Genomic DNA, 16,885 nt, shown 5'->3' with positions numbered 1-16,885 from the left:
CCGGCAGGCAGCGTAAGCCCGGGCTGAGGCATATGTTGCATCATCTCAGCCCGGGCTTACGCCGCCTGCCTGCGCGCGCGGCTTAGCTCGAACGTTAGGCCGCACAGAACACCCTCCGCCGGCATATGAAGAGCGGCAAGCAACGTAAGGCAGAGTTGAAAGCCAACCGCGTCAAGCGTGAAACAACGCGCCCAGTGCTTCGCGGCGGCGAACCCCGAAGGGAGGTTTCCGGCGGTACGGCGCCATGTAATCCGCACAACCTTGCGCCCTCAAACAGCTTCGGGCTCCCTGAGTTCGCGCAACGTGGCTACTACATGGATGTTCTGTTCAAGTGTGCCGGTTGCGAGAAGGAAGAAGTGTGGTCTGCAACCCGCCAGAAGTGGTGGTACGAGGTCGCCAAGGGTTCAGTGGAATCAAAGGCAAAGCTATGCAACGCCTGTCGCCGCGTAGAGCGTGAGCGCAAGGCGCAGGCAAGGCGGGTGCACCTTGAGGGCGTCGCCGCGAAGCTCAGCAAGCAAAGTGCGGCCTAACACCTCGCTCAAGCGCCGACGCGTAACGGCACGGCACCTGGCCCGCGAAACGCCCGTTGTCTATCATGCGCTTCGTGGGCCAGGCGCCGCGCCGTTGCGCGCGGCTTAGCTCGAACGTTAGGCGTCACAGGCAACCGCGCAATGAGTCGTCCTGCTTGGAGAATTCTCGGCGCTGTCGCTTCGTGCATCTTTGCCACTATTGCGTTGGTAACATTTGCTCGTAGGGTCGCCTTTTCGGTAAAGGCCGGTGACGGCACACTTCTGACGCTTCCGCCGATCTTCGCAGTCATGGTCATATGCCTTGCACTCTTCTTGTGGTTTCGCCCGCCCGCAATCGCTCGCACAGCTATAGTGCTTATCACAGCTGCTGTTTCGATTGTGCTCGCGCTTGTCATACCTGGAAGCCAAATCTTTGTGTACGTTCTGCGCGCAGGCCATGCGGAGTTATGGGCTGTTGCGGCCTTAGTCAGCACTTTTTGCGCGCTACTGATTGATGGGCGCCGAATTCCCTTCACGTCGGCAATTGCCTGGCTCACCTCCGTCGGCGCTGCCGGGGCTGGCGTAGCCGTGGTGCTGTGGTGGGTAGGGGTCGTCTATAAGCTGCTTTAGCGCTGCAAAGGTGACGCCTAACCCCTCGCTCAAGCGCCGACGCGCAACGGCACGGCACCTGGCCCGCGAAGTGCTCGTTGTCTATCATGCCCTTCGCGGGCCAGGCGCCGCGCCGCTGCGCGCGGCTTAGCTCGAACGTTAGGCCTCAGATTCTATGGCCCCATCCCGTCATGAAGTGTCGGCTGCGGCGCATCAGGATGTTCCGCACGCGAATCCGTTGGCAGCGGACCAGATGGAAGACCTTGTTGATTGGGCGACACGCTGGGAACCGACTACGGCCTTAGACATTGGCTGCGGGCCAGGCTCGTTCTCAGTTGGCTTGGCCTCACGAGCGCCCGTCAGTGTTCTCGCCATCGACTTGAACCGCACGTTTCTTGATCGAGGCAGGTCGGCAGCGCGAAACACTGTACTTGTCGGCAATGTTGAATTCGTAGAGCGTCCACTGCAGAGCGTAGAGGGTGATCAGTTCGATGTTGTTGTGTGTATTGGATCGTCTGGAGCCATCGGCAACCCACGGGAAGCGCTACATCGCTGCAAGACGCTGATGGGTCCGAACGGAGTACTTGTGTTTGCAGAGCTTGTCTGGAAGGGAGAGCCGGATGACGACTTTCTCTCATTTCTTGGCATTGATCGTAGGTTCCTTTGGCCTGCCTCGGAAGGCATTGACGTCCTGGAGCAAGTTGGGCTGTCTGTCAAATATCAAACCGCGGCCTCCGAGTTCTCTTGGGAGACGTACGAACGAGCGGTACTGAACGGCCGCCTCAGCCTCGCGGCTGACTTGCCTCCAGAGGATGGCGAGTCAGTTCGAAGGAGTGCACGCACTTGGTACGCCAACTTTGAGAAGCATGGTCGTCATTGCTTCGGCTTCAATGCTTACGTCGCACGGCACGCTGAGGCCTAACCCCTCGCTCAAGTGCCGACGCGCAACGGCACGGCACCTGGCCCGCGAAGCGCTCACTGTGTATCCTGCGCTCCGCGGTCCAGGCGCCGCGCCGCTGCACGCGGCTTAGCTCGAACGTTAGGCCACGCAGAGTAAAGCACGTGCGACTCGAACAGGAACAGCGCCTTCGGCGTGAACTGAACAGCCACGAAGGGGTCCGCGCTTCTATCCTCGTGCCAGGCGCTCGAACCCATTCACATGCGCCGGTGGGCCCCGTTCAACGCAGCGGTCGCAGTTACACGAGTCACGGCCCGCTCTTCTACACGGGCCTAGACCGCAAGGGTCTCTTGCCAGTGGCCCCGTCACTCGGCTACTACAAGTCTTCAGAGGTACCCGGTCTCGCGGGTTAGTCGCCAGCTCGGCAAGCCAACGACTTGGCTCAGTTGCAGGTCCATCGTTACGCCCGGCGCAGCCTCGCACAACGCCTGCTTCCGCGGAGCCAGGTTCAGCATCCTTGCAGCCTCGCGCACAAGTTCAAGTTCGTGCCAAGCTGCGCGTGGCCTAACACCTCGGTCAACCGGACCCGCTACGGCAGGGCAGCTTGGCCCGGTCGGCGGTACACGGTACATTTTCGCCAACCGGGCCAAGCTGCCCTGCCGCAGCGGTCCGGTTACCTCGAACGTTAGGCAGCACACTGGCAGCGCTGTTGCGAGTCGAGGAAGGAAGTGCGGCTTTCGCCGAGAATTGAACAGCCACGAAGCGCGGCGAAGCCGCGCAAGGCGGCGCTCGAAAGCTCCGGACACGGCGGCGCGAATCGGAAACGAGGGTGGAAGACCTGCAACGCTGCAGCACATCGAAAAGCCGAACGGAAGCAGTCAGTTTGTGGTGCCGCCGCCCTCGGAAGGAAGCTCGCAGTAGCCAAGGCCGTGCAGGCGGCGGGCGCGCTGCGCGCGAACTTGGAAGCGCCGCTGCGAGGCAGCCGGAGGGTCGCGGCCGAGGGCTGGGTCAAAGGGCCCCGCGCTCCGGGAAGTCCTGTCGCCGAAGGCTAGGCCCAGGAGTGCTGCCTAACACCTCGCTCAAGCGCGGACCCGCACCGGCATGGCGCCTGGCCCGCGAACTGCACGTTGTCTATCATGCATCTCGCGGGCCAGGCGCCATGCCGGCGCGGTCCGCTTAGCTCGAACGTTAGGCAGCACGCTGGCGGCGCCGTTGTGGCTCGTGGCAGAAAGTGCGGCTGTCGCCGTGAGTTGAACAGCCTCAAGGCGCGGCATAGCCGCGCAGCTCGGCGCTCGAAAGCTCCGGACGCCACGGCGTGAATCGGAAGAGAGCGTGGAAGACGTGCAACGCTGCAGTACTTCGACAGGCAGGACGGAAGCAGTCAGTTTGTGGTGCCGCCGCCCTCGGAGCGAACTTCGTCGTAGGCAAGGCCGTGCAGGCGGCGGGCGCGCAGCGCGCGAAGACAGAAGCTCCGGTGCAGCTGGCCCGGAGGCGCGCGGCCAAAGGCCGGGCAGCAGGGCGCCACGCTTCGGGAAGCTCCTTCGCCCTGGGTCAGGCCGAGGAGTGCTGCCTAACACCTCGCTCAAGCGCCGACGCGCTCCGGCAGGCAGCGTAAGCCTGGTTCGCGGCCTATGAGGCATCATCGCGAACTAGGCTTACGCCGCCTGCCTCCGCGCGCGGCTTAGCTCGAACGTTAGGCGGCACGAAGGCCTCAGCCGTGGCGGATGTCGAAGTCTCGGAAATAGCCAATCCCATCGATATCGAGTGCATCGAGTCTGGGGTTCTCAGCTATGGCAGAGCCCAGGCTCACGGTGGGAACGCACGCAGCATCTTTGCTCTGGTCCGAGACGGCGGGATCTTGGTTGCTGGTGCGTGTGGTCGCACAGAGTACCGCCGCTTGTTCGTCAGTTCGTTGTGGGTAGCCGAGGCCATGCGCAAACAAGGCCTTGGCAGGCGCACTCTGGAAGCACTCGAAGGCGAGGCCGTGGCGCGCGGCTGCCAAGACTCGCTTCTGGATACGCTGCTGCAGGAGAACGTTGAGTTCTATCGTCGCTGTGGCTACAACGTCGTCGCTTCGGTGCCAAAGTATGTTGGCCAGTTCACCAGAACCATCTTGGTCAAGCAGTTCGCTTGCCGAGAGGCAGAGAGTGCCGCCTAACCCCTCGCTCAAGCGCCGACGCGCAACGGCACGGCACCTGGCCCGCGAAGCGCCTACTGTGTATCCTGCGCCTCGCGGGCCAGGCGCCGCGCCGTCGCGCGCGGCTTAGCTCGAACGTTAGGCCGCACAAGCCCCATACCTTGGTGCTCGTGAGCGCCTGTGGTCCGCGAAGGAAGTGTCGGTAAGGCCAAATGCTCTGGTTAGCGATGAAGTACCTGGTCACTGCGGCTGTCGTAGTCGCAGTCAGCGAGGTTGCGCGGCGCAGTGACAGGCTAGGCGCATTCATTGCAGCACTTCCTTTGGTCACTGTGCTTGTTCTGGTCTGGCTGCAGGTCGAAGGTCAATCGAACGAGAAGATCGGCAATCACGCCTACTACACGTTCTGGTACGTCCTGCCCACGCTACCCATGTTCCTGGCCTTTCCCTGGCTACTACAGCGCCTGGGCTTCTGGTTCGCGCTGGCTACTGGCGTAGTCATCACCGTCGCGACCTTTGCCATGTTCAGTGTGGTACTCAGGCGCTTTGGCATCGAACTGTTGGCGTAAGAGTGCGGCCTAACACCTCGCTCAAGCGCCGACGCGCAACGGCACGGCACCTGGCCCGCGAAGCGCTCACTGTGTATCCTGCGCTTCGCGGGCCAGGCGCCGCGCCGCTGCGCGCGGCTTAGCTCGAACGTTAGGCGTCGCAGGCAACCACCATCGGAGCTCGCTGCAATGGCTGAACTCAAGACCAAGGCCACCGATGCGAGCATCGATGAATACATCGCCTCGCGCGCCAGCGAAGAGCAGAAGGCTGATTGCAAGAGCCTGATGGCCATGCTGAAGCGCGTGACCAAGGAGAAGCCTCTGATGTGGGGACCCAGCATCGTTGGATATGGGCTCTACAAGTACACCTACGAGAGCGGCAGAACTGGTGAGATGTGCAGAACCGGCTTCGCCATACGAGGCAAGGAGCTTGTCGTCTACCTCGTAGCGGAAGGTGGCGAACAAGAGGCACTGCTTGCCAAGCTCGGCAAGCACAAAATGGGCAAGTCCTGCCTGTACATCAAGAAGCTCGCAGACATCGACATGAAGGTCTTGGAGCAGCTGGTTGTTGGCTCACTTGCACAGCTGAAAGCCACGTATGGCTGAGGCGACGCCTAACCCCTCGCTCAAGCGCCGACGCGCAACGGCACGGCACCTGGCCCGCGAGGCGCCTGCTGTGTATCCTGCACCTCGCGGGCCAGGCGCCGCGCCGCCGCGCGCGGCTTAGCTCGAACGTTAGGCGTCACATGCCCACCGAGTCGCTTTCGTACATCCGAGCTCTTTACCTCGCCCGCTTTCGCGAGGTTCTGGCCGCTACGCCTGACGTTCACATTGAGCCAGCACTCCGAACGTCCACTGGCGAACTGGCAGTTGACGGTGACTTCTCCCTTCCTTGCAGGGTTGATCTCGTTTCGCGAGGCGGAGGTCAACGATTCTCAGTGGACTCGAATCGTCTGCATTCGTTTGAGCCCATAGTTGCCGACATCGACGGCATGCGCGTCGAGGTCTCTCCCTTCGCATGGGACAACGTGTCTGTAGCGGTATCGGGACCGCCTTCGCTCGAGTCCGCCAAAGCTCTGTGTCAATGGTTTGCAGCCTGGTTTGATCCTGATGACGACAATCCCGCGAGCGAAGACGGCTGGTACGAAGTCGTTCACTTCATGTCAGACCCGACGGCCTTTGGCCACACAACGGTCGTAACGGTCGACCTCGGATCCGCAACGACGAGTGCCGTCGAGGACCTTTTCACCCGGCTGCTAGCTGTTGGCGCGAAGAAGGTTCAACTTTCGCAGCCGACCTGAAGTGACGCCTAACCCCTCGCTCAAGCGCCGACGCGCAACGGCACGGCACCTGGCCCGCGAAGCGCACGTTGTCGATCATGCGCTTCGCGGGCCAGGCGCCGCGCCGCTGCGCGCGGCTTAGCTCGAACGTTAGGCCGCATGACCAGCCCTCCTGCCCTTGCCTATGCCAGTGAACACCAGGCGGAGGAGTTCGCGGCTGCGGCTGCGCGCAGCAAGTCACTACATCGTTCGTGGGTTCACCCGCCTACCGATACGGCTGCAGCACGAGCACTTCTTCTTAAGAGGCAAGGACCTGCGGACTTTGGGTATGTGATCTATGAGCTGGATTCGCGCAAGATCGCCGGGTTCATCGAGATCACAAACATCGTCCGAGGGAACTTCCAGAGCGCGTATCTTGGCTTCTACATGTTCAAGGGTTATGAACGCCGCGGGTACATGAACTGGGCTCTTGGGGAGATGGTGCGGCGTTCTTGGCAAGACTTGAAGTTACACAGGTTGGAAGCAAACATTCAGCCCGGCAACACGGCTTCTATTGGTCTGGTCTCCAAGCTTGGCTTTGTCAAGGAAGGCTTCTCCTCGCGCTACCTCAAGATCGGGGCACGCTGGCGAGACCACGAGAGGTGGGCCATAGTCGCCAAGTGAGAGTGAATGCGGCCTAACCCCTCGCTCAAGCGCCGACGCGCAACGGCACGGCACCTGGCCCGCGAAGCGCTGGTGGTCTATCCTGCGCTTCGCGGGCCAGGCGCCGTGCCGTCGCGCGCGGCTTAGCTCGAACGTTAGGCGTCTCACAACCGTGTTCGGTCTGTTCAAGCGATCGCGCAAACCAACTTCCACTGAGAAGGACGAGAGCACGGAGCTGCTCGACGAACTTCTTGCTGGATTCGCTCTCGAGGACTACCTAGGCCCAGCCGCCGAAAGGCGACACCAAGCGCTCGCGGCCAAGAAGTCGGCCGAATTCGATCTCGCATGGACAGCCCTTCAGGAAGTCAAGGATCTCTATCTCAAGCACGCCCTGCAGTGCAAGTTCACAGCAGCACAGACGTTGGCGCTTGATGCCAGCGTAAGCCCAGAGATGGCTGACATCCTTCGACTTGAAGGCAAGCACGACGACGCACTCGTCCACATTCTCTACTGGGTAGGATCAGCCGTCGAACCGACAGAGACACAGCGCGCGAAGCTCCGCGCATACCATCGTCGCAGTAGTCTCGCGCCCCTCCCGCCGAGTGAGCTTGAAGAACTACTCGACAGGTTCAGACTGAAACCTGATTTCAGAATGCTTCGTGATGCAGTCACTGGCTTGCGATCCAAGAGAGACGCCTAACCCCTCGCTCAAGCGCCGACGTGCCACGGCAGGCCGCCTTGCCCGCGCAGCCGTGTTTGAGCATCATCGCCTACGCGGGCAAGTCGTCCTGCCGCGGCACGCGGCTTAGCTCGAACGTTAGGCGTCACAGGGCATGCATCCGCGTACAGTCACCATAGAAGTCCCAGAGCCGCACTACACGCTCTTCAATGCGAAGCGCTCCGGACTTCCCGAAGTCATCGTGGTCAACGATGCTCTACTCGGCTTCCCTCACATTGAGGTCTTCTCGTGGCACTTGTGCGTAACCCTTGGCGCGAGGGAACTGATTGAGAACGGCATGCCATCGGAACAGGAAAGTTCGCTCTTGTTCGAGATTGGAGATGAGATCGAAGACGTTGTGCTTGGCGGAAGAACGGAGAACGGTGGAACGAATGCTCTCTTTCTTGCGCGCAGCACATGGAACGAGCAACGAGAGTTACTCTTTCAGGTGCACGATCCTGAGGTTGCACACACTGCACTTCAAGGGCTACTCGAAAGCCGACAGTGGCGGCGAGATTGGAACTACCGTATGAAGCAAGACTTTGAGTGGTCCAGTGCGGCAAACGTCTTCCAGCTCTTTCCGCAGGCAAACGGAAGTGACGCCTAACCCCTCGCTCAAGCGCCGACGCGCAACGGCACGGCACCTGGCCCGCGAGGCCGGGTCGGTTCATCATCGGCCTCGCGGGCCAGGTGCCGTGCCGCTGCGCGCGGCTTAGCTCGAACGTTAGGCGTCACGAGGCTCGTCCGCCATAGCAAGCCCCACGTCTCGAAGCCATGAATTTCAGAGCTACCGATTGCGAGACTCAGTTCTTCAGCAGGGAATGCCCGAAGTGTGGCGGCTATGTCAACGACGAGGGTGGCTTGTTGCGGCTTAGACCTGTCTTCCGCTGCGCGACCTGCCGGCAGGAGTTAAAGACCGAGGCACGGTGGCGCGGAGCGCTCGGAATCATTTACGGAGTGCCTGCGATCGCACTGGGTTCGTACCTACTCGGTGTCGCAGAGCCATTGCTTGGTGCGGAGTCACTCGCGTTCAAAGCCGTACAGGCTCTTGTGGGGCTGTTTGTGGCTTTACCTGCAGGCTTATTGCTGTTCCGTGGGGTTGTATACGTTCCTGTACCTCGGTCCACCAATCATGTCGAGTGAGGCCAAAGTGACGCCTAACCCCTCGCTCAAGCGCCGACGCCCAACGGCACGGCACCTGGCCCGCGAAGTGCCCGTTGTCTATCATGCTCTTCGCGGGCCAGGCGCCGCGCCGCTGCGCGCGGCTTAGCTCGAACGTTAGGCCGCACATCACACCCCGCCGGAGGGCATAGTGAGCGAGAAACCAAGCCCAGAAGACGTGGCGCTTTGGCAGCGCCGACTGGCGAGCCAGGCGAACAACCGAGCTTGGTCACTTTCGGAGCAGCAGTCGCGTACTTCGGAAGAAGACGAGGAGATGCTCCAGGCGGCGCATGCTGCGATGTACTTCTGGAACATCGTTGGTAATGCGAACAACAAGGCGCACGCTGCACAACTGCTCGCGCATGTGTACGCATCTCTGAAGCTGCCAAACCCTGCGGCGCACTACCTGGCCAAATCGCAGCCGATACTCATGGCCGAGGCCGCTGAACCGTGGGAGCGTGCCCTCGCGCATGCTGTGGCCGCCAACGTAGCGTCCGCGGCAGGGCAGGCCGCGAAGCATGCAGAGCACTACCGCTTCGCAGTAGAGCAGGTCGCCGCGCTTCCGGACGCAGAGGAGCGGGCAATCCTAGAAGCAACGGTACGGGTTCTGCCTGTCCCGGTAGGGTAGGTCCGCGAGTGCGGCCTAACACCTCGCTCAAGCGCCGACGGTCTACGGCAGGTCGTCTTGCCCGCGCGGCCGCCTTTGGTCATCATCGGCCGCACGGGCAAGCCGCCCTGCCGCAGCCCGCGGCTTAGCTCGAACGTTAGGCCGCATGAAGCTCCCCCTCGCGATCATCGCCATTGCTGCCAGTGGAGCCGTCTCAGGTTCACCGGTGATCGAGCCGTTGAGGCCGAATGAGGAAGTGCAGGGCTGTGGCTGTAGCTTCAGTATTCCAGCCGAGGCGCGAGATGCGGGAAGGCCAGTTGTCCAGTGGGAGGTAGGTGACCCCGCTCGCATCAGAATCGATGGCAAGCTACAACTGCTCATGGTTGGCCATGGCGAGAGCGCGTTGATGGACTACAAGAACTCCCGAATTGGTCAGCGGCGTGAGGTCGAACTGCTCGGGGACGGCGTATCAGTGTTCGCAAGATGCGTAGTGTCAGAGGTTTGCTCGGGCACAGAGGGAGCTTGCGAAGTGGTTTCCTATCGCGCGAGTCTGGCCATCAAGGGCTTGTCAGGCCGCACAGAATTTGAGGCTTGGGCTAGTTGCGGCTGCTAAAGCATGCGGCCTAACACCTCGCTCAAGCGCCGACGCGCTCCGGCAGGCAGCGTAAGCCTGGTCCGCGGCCTATGAGGCAACATCGCGGACCAGGCTTACGCCGCCTGCCTGCGCGCGCGGCTTAGCTCGAACGTTAGGCCGCACGAATCATGCGAATCAGTCGCTGCATCGCTTTCATGCTTCTTTTTGCGCCCGTCGCCTGGGGCGCAGATCCGAACGTGGCCCTTATTCACGATAAGGACCCCCAGATGAATGCTGCCATCGCAAAGGCGCGCAGCACATTGGACGGGTTCTTCAAGACAAAGAGCCGAAGGGAACCAGGTGCAGATGGCTACACGGTCAAGGTTCTCTTCAGGGAAGGGTCGAACGCTGAGCACATGTGGGTCACTCCGTTTCGGCCCAATGGCGGTGGCGGCTATCAAGGCCTCCTGAAGAGCTCGCCTAGCTACATCAAGGGCCTGCAGTGGGGGCAACAGGTGACGTTCGAGAGAGACCAAATCACTGACTGGGGCTACACGCAGGGCAACACGCTTGTAGGCTACTTCACTGTCTGTGTGCTCTTGGCCCGAGACTCGGCTCTGAAGGCGCGTATAGAAGCGAATGGCCAGCGTTACCAATGTGCGGCCTAACACCTCGCTCAAGCGCCGACGCGCTCCGGCAGGCGGCGTAAGCCCGGGCTGAGGCACATGGTGCATCATCTCAGCCCGGGCTTACGCCGCCTGCCGGAGCGCGCGGCTTAGCTCGAACGTTAGGCGTCGCAGGCACCATGGCCCCTTCCTCCGATCGACGATTCCTCAAGCTCAAGACTGAGATTGCCGAGGCGGGAGCCTTTGGTGATGGCATCGATACGAGTTCGTACGATCTCCACGCCGAATTGGGAGCCACCGACTACTCGCCAGAGCAAAGACTCGAGGTTTGGATAGCACTACTTTGTGATCTGGCGAGCGAAGTCGACAACTCCGACTGGGAGACGGTCCAGAAATCAAAGCTGGCACGCGTGGCTCGTGCAACGTTGGCAGCGAGTTGGGTGCAGGAGCCCCTACTGATTGCCGCCGTCCGAGCTTTGGATGAATCCGAGGATGGCTTCTTCTACGTGCTCTCAGAGGTGTTTGCCTTGTACGTAGACGGCAGTGGAAGGGCGCACGCACATGGCTCATAGGCCACGCTTCTTGGCGACGCCTAACCCCTCGCTCAAGCGCCGACGGTCTACGGCAGGTCGTCTTGCCCGTGCGGCCGCATTTGGTCATCATCGGCCGCACGGGCAAGCCGCCCTGCCGCAGCCCGCGGCTTAGCTCGAACGTTAGGCGGCAGCCAAACTCATGCCTCCATTCCTCGGTCTTCGGATAGTACGAGCCATATCGGGTGTCGTGGCCATTGCCTCAACAAGGGCCGCGTTGCCCCCCTTGCTGGAGGTCTACCTCGGACAAGAGGCTATTGGTGACCGTTTGCTCAGCCGGCTGGCCGTGGCACTAATAGCGTGGGTGCTGTTTTTGGAGCTCAGGACATACGTCAACTACCTGCATCAGTCTGCGGGTCATAGGCGGCCTCCATTGCTCGGACACCACTGGACGCTGTAGCGCGTGCTGCCGCCTAACCCCTCGCTCAAGCGCGGACCCGCTCCGGCAGCCGCCGCTTGGCCGCTTCAGGCCAGCGTTGTAGATTGTCCTTCCGCGGCCAAGCGGCGCCTGCCTCCGCAGTCCGCTTAGCTCGAACGTTAGGCCGCATGATCCATGACCGCGCCAGTCCTGCTTGCCGTCGTTGAAGTCCCGCAGGACGAGCGTGTCCGATGCACGGCCCAAGGGTGTGGCCACTCTGTCTACCGTCGGGTTCACTTGGTACGGGTCGAAGGGACAACGAAGGTCTATGGATCAGACTGCTTTGTTCGCCTATTTGGCGCAACGCCTACCGGAAGAGTGCCACCAAAATTTGGCGGCGCAGCTGGAAGAAGCCTCACAACAGAAGAACGGGCATTGCTCCTTGAGAATACGGAGCGCCTCATTGAGCAGTTCGAAAGAGAGCACCAAGCCGAGCTCGCTGAAGCGGAAAAGAGGCGGTTGTTGGTGGCGGAACGGCAAGCGCTAAGCTCATCGAGCGCCGCTCTTCAGTACCAAAGTGCGCGACAACCGATAGCTACGCCGCATCCGCCAGTCCCAACATCAATGCAGCGCGAGGAGGCCGAAGCTCAGGCCCGTAAGAACCTTCGAGAGCGATTCCCGGGCGTGAACCTCGATCTTCCAGGCTTCACAGGCCTCGTCCGTATGGAAGTCGAGAAGATTCTCCGTGCCAATGCGGCCTAACCCCTCGCTCAAGCGCCGACGCGCTCCGGCAGGCAGCGTAAGCCCGGGCTGAGGCATATGTTGCATCATCTCAGCCCGGGCTTACGCCGCCTGCCTGCGCGCGCGGCTTAGCTCGAACGTTAGGCCGCGCAGTCTCCCCCACGTCGTAGGCTCGAGCGCTTGGGCATACTTGCGTGCCGCCAGGATGGCGCGCGGGAGCTGAGCGTGCAAGATCGAGAGGAAGCCAGGTACCAAGGAAGTTGCCACTGCAGAGCGGTCCGCTTCGAGATCGAGACCAACTTTCCCGAACTCACCATGTGTGATTGTTCGATCTGCAAGCGTAAGAACGCCCTCATGGTCAAGGTCCACGAGAGCAAGTTCCGGTTGCTCTCAGGCGCAGAGAACTTGACTGAGTACCAGTTTCATACGAAGACGGCGCGTCACTACTTCTGCAAGACCTGTGGGATCTATCCCTTTCACCGGAAGAGGGTCACGCCAGACAACTTTGGCATCAACGTGCACTGCCTGGAGAACTTTGATCCGAGCAGCATGCCCTACAGGCAGGCCATTGGTGCAGGCATGTCATAGCGAGAATATGGGCGCGAATGTCAGCGCGGCCTAACCCCTCGCTCAAGCGCCGACGCGCAACGGCACGGCACCTGGCCCGCGAAGCGCCCGTTGTCTATCATGCCCTTCACGGGCCAGGCGCCGCGCCGCTGCGCGCGGCTTAGCTCGAACGTTAGGCCTCACACGGCCCGTCACATTCCTCTCCGCAACTACGGTGTCAGTGAACCCTATGAAAAGTCTCCTCGCCAGCATCATGTCTGCTCTGCTGGCAGTAGTTGCAGCACCCAATGCGTTTGCTCAGAACTCTGCTGATGTTCTGGGCAAGTGTTTGGCTGACAACACAACCGGACGTGATAGGAAGGATCTCGCTCGCTGGATGTTCTCTGCCATGGGCGCACATCCAGAGATGTCTGATCTTTACGTTTCCGCTCAAGGAACTGGTGACAAGACTGCTCAAGTCGCAGCTGCGTTGTTCACCCGTCTATTGGCTGATGCTTGCCCAAACGAAACCAAGGCTGCGGTTGCGGAAGGCGGTGGCATGGCGATCCAAAGAGGCTTCCAGGTTCTTGGTCAGCTTGCTATGCAGGAGTTGATGACGAACCCGCAGGTCGCGGCTTCAATTGGCGCGATGGAGAGGCACCTTGACAAGGCCAAGTTGGAGCCAGTTTTCGGCGGAAGCAAGTGAGGCCTAACCCCTCGCTCAAGCGCCGACGCGCAACGGCACGGCACCTGGCCCGCGAAGCGCCTGCTGTGTATGCTGCGCCTCGCGGGCCAGGCGCCGCGCCGCTGCGCGCGGCTTAGCTCGAACGTTAGGCCGCACACACAGATGTCGTCCGCCGCCATCACCGAATACACCAGCAGCGTCGCACTTGTGATCCTCGGGGAGTCACTTGACCCTGCTTCGATCACATCCAGACTCGGAATGGAGCCTCACGAATCCTGGATGCGAGGCCAGCTTAAGCGAGTCGGGACGAATGTACACCAATGGGGCGGATGGAAGAGATTTCTACCCGAGGCTCTGAAGGCAGCCACTGTAGAAGAGCAATTGAACTACTGGATAGAAGAGCTTGTTCCAAGAGAGGAACCGCTCGAATCAATTGCTGGATCAGGCGCTCGCTGTAGTCTTGATGTGTTTGTCAGCTCTGATGCAGCTTGGTTCAAGCTCTCATGTGAGGTCAATCGCAGCATCGCGGCATTGCCGGTGAGCATTGAGTTCACCTTCTGGTCGTCCAGCAGTGCGGCCTTGTATCTCGAAACACAACACCACCCAAGCGAGCAAGGTGCGGCCTAACTTAGCGTTCAAACGGACCCACTACAGCAGGCCTTGTAAGCCCGGTGTGTGGCGGCTCCGCCAGCTTCACACACCGGGCTTGCAAGTCCTGCTTCCGTGGGCCGTTTAACTCCACGTTAGGCCGCACGAAGCACTCCACCGCCCCATGCCCGCAGATCAATCCGAACAGCCAGAAGACCTTGGCTTTCGTTATCGCCTGCGCAAGGGCGGAGAGGTCGAGGTCACGCATCGAGGACGGTTGGCGGCAACGCTACGTGGCAGCCAAGCCGCGGAGTTTCTGGCAGAGGCGCCTGATTCAACAAGTCCCGAGGCGCAGCAGTTCATGGCGCGTCTTACCGGCAACTACAAGCGTGGCAATGAGCGCCAGGCCAGCAACCACCCGAGAAATCGGCGGTAGTGTGGCTTTGTCGTGTCTGGCGTCAGGCATGTTTGGCGTCATAGGGCAAGTTCGGTATGCAGGCCAAGGCGAGTTCGCGGGCCAAGCCTTGGGCAGTTCTCGGCAAAGGCCAGGGCAGGTGGGAGGTATTGCCGGCACTAGCCATACCGCTGCAGTGCGGCCTAACACCTCGCTCAAGCGCGGACCCCCACCGGCAAGCCGCCTGGGCCGCGAACCGCCCGTTGTCTATCATGCGTCTCGCGGCCCAGGCGCCTTGCCGCCGGGGTCCGCTTAGCTCGAACGTTAGGCCGCACATTGAACGTCCGTCGTCTGCTTCCCCACGACGCTGAGCAATACCAAGCCGCTCGGTTACGTGGTCTATTGGAGTGCCCGAGCGCGTTTGCTTCGAGCCACGCGGAGGAAGCGGCTACTCCAATCGAAGAAGTGGCCAGTCGGTTGGCGTACAAGCCTGACGGCGCGGTCTTTGGTCACTTCTCTGGGTCAGGTCTGCAGGGTGTCGTTGGCATCCAGCGGGAAGGCATGCTCAAGCTCGCGCACAAGGCCTTCATCTGGGGTATGTATGTCCTACCCGAAGTACGCATGGCAGGGGTCGGCCGTGCTTTGTTGGAGCACGCGCTGGAGTTCGCGCAGAAAGAGCTCGGTGTCCGCCAGGTCAATCTTGGCGTGAACACAGAGAACACCGCAGCGCTTGCCTTGTACCGCCGTGTGGGTTTCGAGGTGTACGGAACCGAGCGTGGCTTCCTGCTCGTAGATGGCGTGCTGTATGACGAGCATCACATGGCTTGGCGGGTGCGCAGTGCGGCCTAACACCTCGCTCAAGCGCCGACGCGCAACGGCAAGCGCCCTGGCCCGCGAAACGCCTGTGGTCTATCCTGCGTCTCGCGGGCCAGGGCGCTTGCCGCTGCGCGCGGCTTAGCTCGAACGTTAGGCCTCACAGGAGCCGCCCATGGCAGGCCACCGCAGCGAACAGCCAAATGCCTCGGTTTCATGCACTCGTTTGCCGAAAGCTCCGGGTGAACCCGCATTGGTGCATATGGCAGGTTCTGGATGCATGCATCCGGTTCCTGCCATATGCAGCAAGGTAGGATTGACGCCTACAGCACGTTAGGCCGCACACGGGAGCGCCGCTGATTGACCGACGCAGTGTTTGAGACCGAGCGGCTGGTTGTTCGGCGGTGGCGCGACTCGGACCTGCCCGATTTGCTTGCCGTCTATGGAGACGCCGAAGCTATGCGGTGGGTTGGCGATGGTCAGCCCATCACGGAGAACGAATGCCGCGAGTGGTTTGTAGTCACCCGTCGAAACTACGATAAGCGCGGCTACGGCATGTTCGCGGTGGAGTTCAAGGCCCAGCCTGGCGTCATCGGGTTCTGCGGCATCGTTCATCCCGGTGGGCAAGAAGAACCGGAAGTCAAGTACGCCTACCTGCGCAAGTTCTGGGGGCAGGGCATAGCCACAGAAGCTCTGCGCGGCCTCATTGGCTACGGCACTACCGAGCATCGCATCGCGCGCTTCATCGCCACCACAGCGCCAGAAAACAGCGCATCGCACGCAGTACTCACGAAGGCAGGCATGAGTCGAGGCGAACTACGGAAAGATGAAGATGGTGGGTTTACGCAGCTCTTCGAGTACGAGGCGCCGAACAGTGCGGCCTAACCCCTCGCTCAAGCGCCGACGCGCAACGGCACGGCACCTGGCCCGCGAGGCGCCCGTTGTGTATCCTGCGCCTCGCGGGCCAGGCGCCGCGCCGCTGCGCGCGGCTTAGCTCGAACGTTAGGCAGCACGTGCAGGCGCCTGTTTACAGTCGCAATTCGGCTCGCGCCAGGGCGCTCGCCTCGCAAACGACCGCGCGCTTCGGAGGCTGTGTCAACACGGCTTCGTTGATGCGCTCGCGGTCACACGGAGCGTTGCATTCGTCTGTAGCGTTACCTGCGCGGAGCGGAGTACGTTCTTTGTTCGGCCTGAAGGAGATAGCCCGAACTCACTCGTGGGGCGCAGCCTTGTGGGTGCTGCCTAACCATTCGCTCAAGCACGGACCCGCAACGGCATGCGCCCTGGCCCGCGAAACGCCCGTTGTCTATCATGCGTCTCGCGGGCCAGGGCGCATGCCGCTGCGGTCCGCTTAGCTCAAACGTTAGGCCGCACAAGCCCCCTTCCGCCCGTACCAACCGCGTCGCCAAGACCAATGCGCTCCACAGCTTACGCGCCGACGTGGAAGTTCTGGCTTGCATGGGTAGCCATGGTCATTGTCCTTGCACTGCTGTCCTTCGTGCTCCTCAGAGAGTGGTACATCGTCGGCTATGTTGCCGACCCAGCAGTATTGGCTGCGTACCGCTTCGGTGCGGAAGGCCCGGCCGCCGGTGCAGTCAACTACGCGAATCCCGCGGTTTACGCAAGAACGGCCGCCATCGGTGGCTTGGCCTCAACTGCCTTGCTGAGTGTGTCGCTCGTTGCTGGGTGGTTGCGGTCACGGGGTTTACTGGCCGCCAGTTTTCTACTCACTGCCGCCATCTGGGCATGGAGCCTCGCGGGTGCGGCCTAACACCTCGCTCAAGCGCCGACGCGCTCCGGCAGGCGGCGTAAGCCTGGCCCGCGGCCTATGAGGCATCATCGCGAACCAGGCTTACGCCGCCTG

At 61.5% G+C, this 16,885-nt stretch carries 19 protein-coding genes; all 19 read left to right on the top strand.

Annotation, left to right across the window (positions count from 1 at the left end):
- Positions 1 to 125: 125 nt before the first annotated feature.
- The 19 genes from ENE75_RS24100 (at position 126) to ENE75_RS24010 (ending at position 16,792) form a co-directional block, all read left to right on the top strand.
- On the top strand, positions 126 to 530 hold the full coding sequence (locus ENE75_RS24100) for a zinc-ribbon domain containing protein (RefSeq protein WP_128201556.1): 405 nt from the start codon (positions 126 to 128) through the stop codon (positions 528 to 530).
- A gap of 763 nt (positions 531 to 1,293) precedes the next feature.
- Complete coding sequence (locus tag ENE75_RS25830; protein ID WP_128201554.1) at positions 1,294 to 2,040, top strand: class I SAM-dependent methyltransferase; 747 nt, start codon at positions 1,294 to 1,296, stop codon at positions 2,038 to 2,040.
- Positions 2,041 to 3,733: 1,693 nt separating this feature from the next.
- Positions 3,734 to 4,174, top strand: a complete 441-nt coding sequence (locus tag ENE75_RS24090) for a GNAT family N-acetyltransferase (protein WP_128201552.1) — start codon at positions 3,734 to 3,736, stop codon at positions 4,172 to 4,174.
- 191 nt (positions 4,175 to 4,365) lie between these two features.
- Entirely contained in the window at positions 4,366 to 4,719 is a 354-nt protein-coding gene (locus tag ENE75_RS24085) for a DUF3147 family protein (RefSeq protein WP_128201550.1), read from the top strand.
- A 168-nt stretch (positions 4,720 to 4,887) separates the two neighbouring features.
- Positions 4,888 to 5,304, top strand: coding sequence for a DUF1801 domain-containing protein (locus ENE75_RS24080; RefSeq protein ID WP_128201548.1), 417 nt, complete (start codon positions 4,888 to 4,890; stop codon positions 5,302 to 5,304).
- Between the two features lie 140 nt (positions 5,305 to 5,444).
- A complete protein-coding gene (locus ENE75_RS24075) occupies positions 5,445 to 5,999 on the top strand; it encodes a hypothetical protein (RefSeq protein ID WP_128201546.1) in 555 nt (184 codons plus the stop codon).
- A 138-nt stretch (positions 6,000 to 6,137) separates the two neighbouring features.
- Positions 6,138 to 6,641 (top strand): GNAT family N-acetyltransferase, encoded by a 504-nt coding sequence (locus ENE75_RS24070; protein WP_128201544.1) that lies wholly within the window; start codon positions 6,138 to 6,140, stop codon positions 6,639 to 6,641.
- Positions 6,642 to 6,792: 151 nt separating this feature from the next.
- The gene (locus tag ENE75_RS24065; RefSeq protein ID WP_128201542.1) at positions 6,793 to 7,320 is read left to right on the top strand and encodes a hypothetical protein; all 528 of its coding nucleotides are present in this window, start codon (positions 6,793 to 6,795) and stop codon (positions 7,318 to 7,320) included.
- Between the two features lie 133 nt (positions 7,321 to 7,453).
- A complete protein-coding gene (locus tag ENE75_RS24060) occupies positions 7,454 to 7,945 on the top strand; it encodes a DUF695 domain-containing protein (RefSeq protein WP_128201539.1) in 492 nt (163 codons plus the stop codon).
- Positions 7,946 to 8,650: 705 nt separating this feature from the next.
- A complete protein-coding gene (locus ENE75_RS24055; protein WP_128201537.1) occupies positions 8,651 to 9,127 on the top strand; it encodes a hypothetical protein in 477 nt (158 codons plus the stop codon).
- Between the two features lie 840 nt (positions 9,128 to 9,967).
- Positions 9,968 to 10,348 carry a DUF2314 domain-containing protein gene (locus ENE75_RS24050; protein WP_158289082.1) on the top strand — a complete coding sequence of 127 codons (381 nt, stop codon included), beginning with the start codon at positions 9,968 to 9,970 and terminating at the stop codon, positions 10,346 to 10,348.
- 137 nt (positions 10,349 to 10,485) lie between these two features.
- Positions 10,486 to 10,878: a hypothetical protein gene (locus ENE75_RS24045; RefSeq protein ID WP_128201532.1), complete on the top strand. Its 393-nt coding sequence runs from the start codon at positions 10,486 to 10,488 to the stop codon at positions 10,876 to 10,878.
- A gap of 1,342 nt (positions 10,879 to 12,220) precedes the next feature.
- Complete coding sequence (locus ENE75_RS24040) at positions 12,221 to 12,583, top strand: GFA family protein (RefSeq protein WP_445677794.1); 363 nt, start codon at positions 12,221 to 12,223, stop codon at positions 12,581 to 12,583.
- 208 nt (positions 12,584 to 12,791) lie between these two features.
- Complete coding sequence (locus ENE75_RS24035; RefSeq protein ID WP_128201529.1) at positions 12,792 to 13,247, top strand: hypothetical protein; 456 nt, start codon at positions 12,792 to 12,794, stop codon at positions 13,245 to 13,247.
- A gap of 141 nt (positions 13,248 to 13,388) precedes the next feature.
- Positions 13,389 to 13,853 carry a DUF4279 domain-containing protein gene (locus ENE75_RS24030; RefSeq protein WP_158289081.1) on the top strand — a complete coding sequence of 155 codons (465 nt, stop codon included), beginning with the start codon at positions 13,389 to 13,391 and terminating at the stop codon, positions 13,851 to 13,853.
- A 145-nt stretch (positions 13,854 to 13,998) separates the two neighbouring features.
- Positions 13,999 to 14,250: a hypothetical protein gene (locus tag ENE75_RS24025; protein WP_128201525.1), complete on the top strand. Its 252-nt coding sequence runs from the start codon at positions 13,999 to 14,001 to the stop codon at positions 14,248 to 14,250.
- Positions 14,251 to 14,544: 294 nt separating this feature from the next.
- Positions 14,545 to 15,057 carry a GNAT family N-acetyltransferase gene (locus ENE75_RS24020; protein ID WP_128201523.1) on the top strand — a complete coding sequence of 171 codons (513 nt, stop codon included), beginning with the start codon at positions 14,545 to 14,547 and terminating at the stop codon, positions 15,055 to 15,057.
- Between the two features lie 324 nt (positions 15,058 to 15,381).
- The gene (locus tag ENE75_RS24015; protein ID WP_128201521.1) at positions 15,382 to 15,906 is read left to right on the top strand and encodes a GNAT family N-acetyltransferase; all 525 of its coding nucleotides are present in this window, start codon (positions 15,382 to 15,384) and stop codon (positions 15,904 to 15,906) included.
- Between the two features lie 583 nt (positions 15,907 to 16,489).
- Positions 16,490 to 16,792, top strand: coding sequence for a hypothetical protein (locus tag ENE75_RS24010; protein ID WP_128201519.1), 303 nt, complete (start codon positions 16,490 to 16,492; stop codon positions 16,790 to 16,792).
- Positions 16,793 to 16,885: the final 93 nt, after the last annotated feature.

The organism is Rubrivivax albus (assembly GCF_004016515.1).
GTDB classification, from domain to species: Bacteria; Pseudomonadota; Gammaproteobacteria; order Burkholderiales; family Burkholderiaceae_C; genus Rubrivivax; species Rubrivivax albus.
The sequence above is the reverse complement of the archived record's forward strand: the minus strand, read 5'-3'. Positions and strand labels throughout refer to the sequence as shown.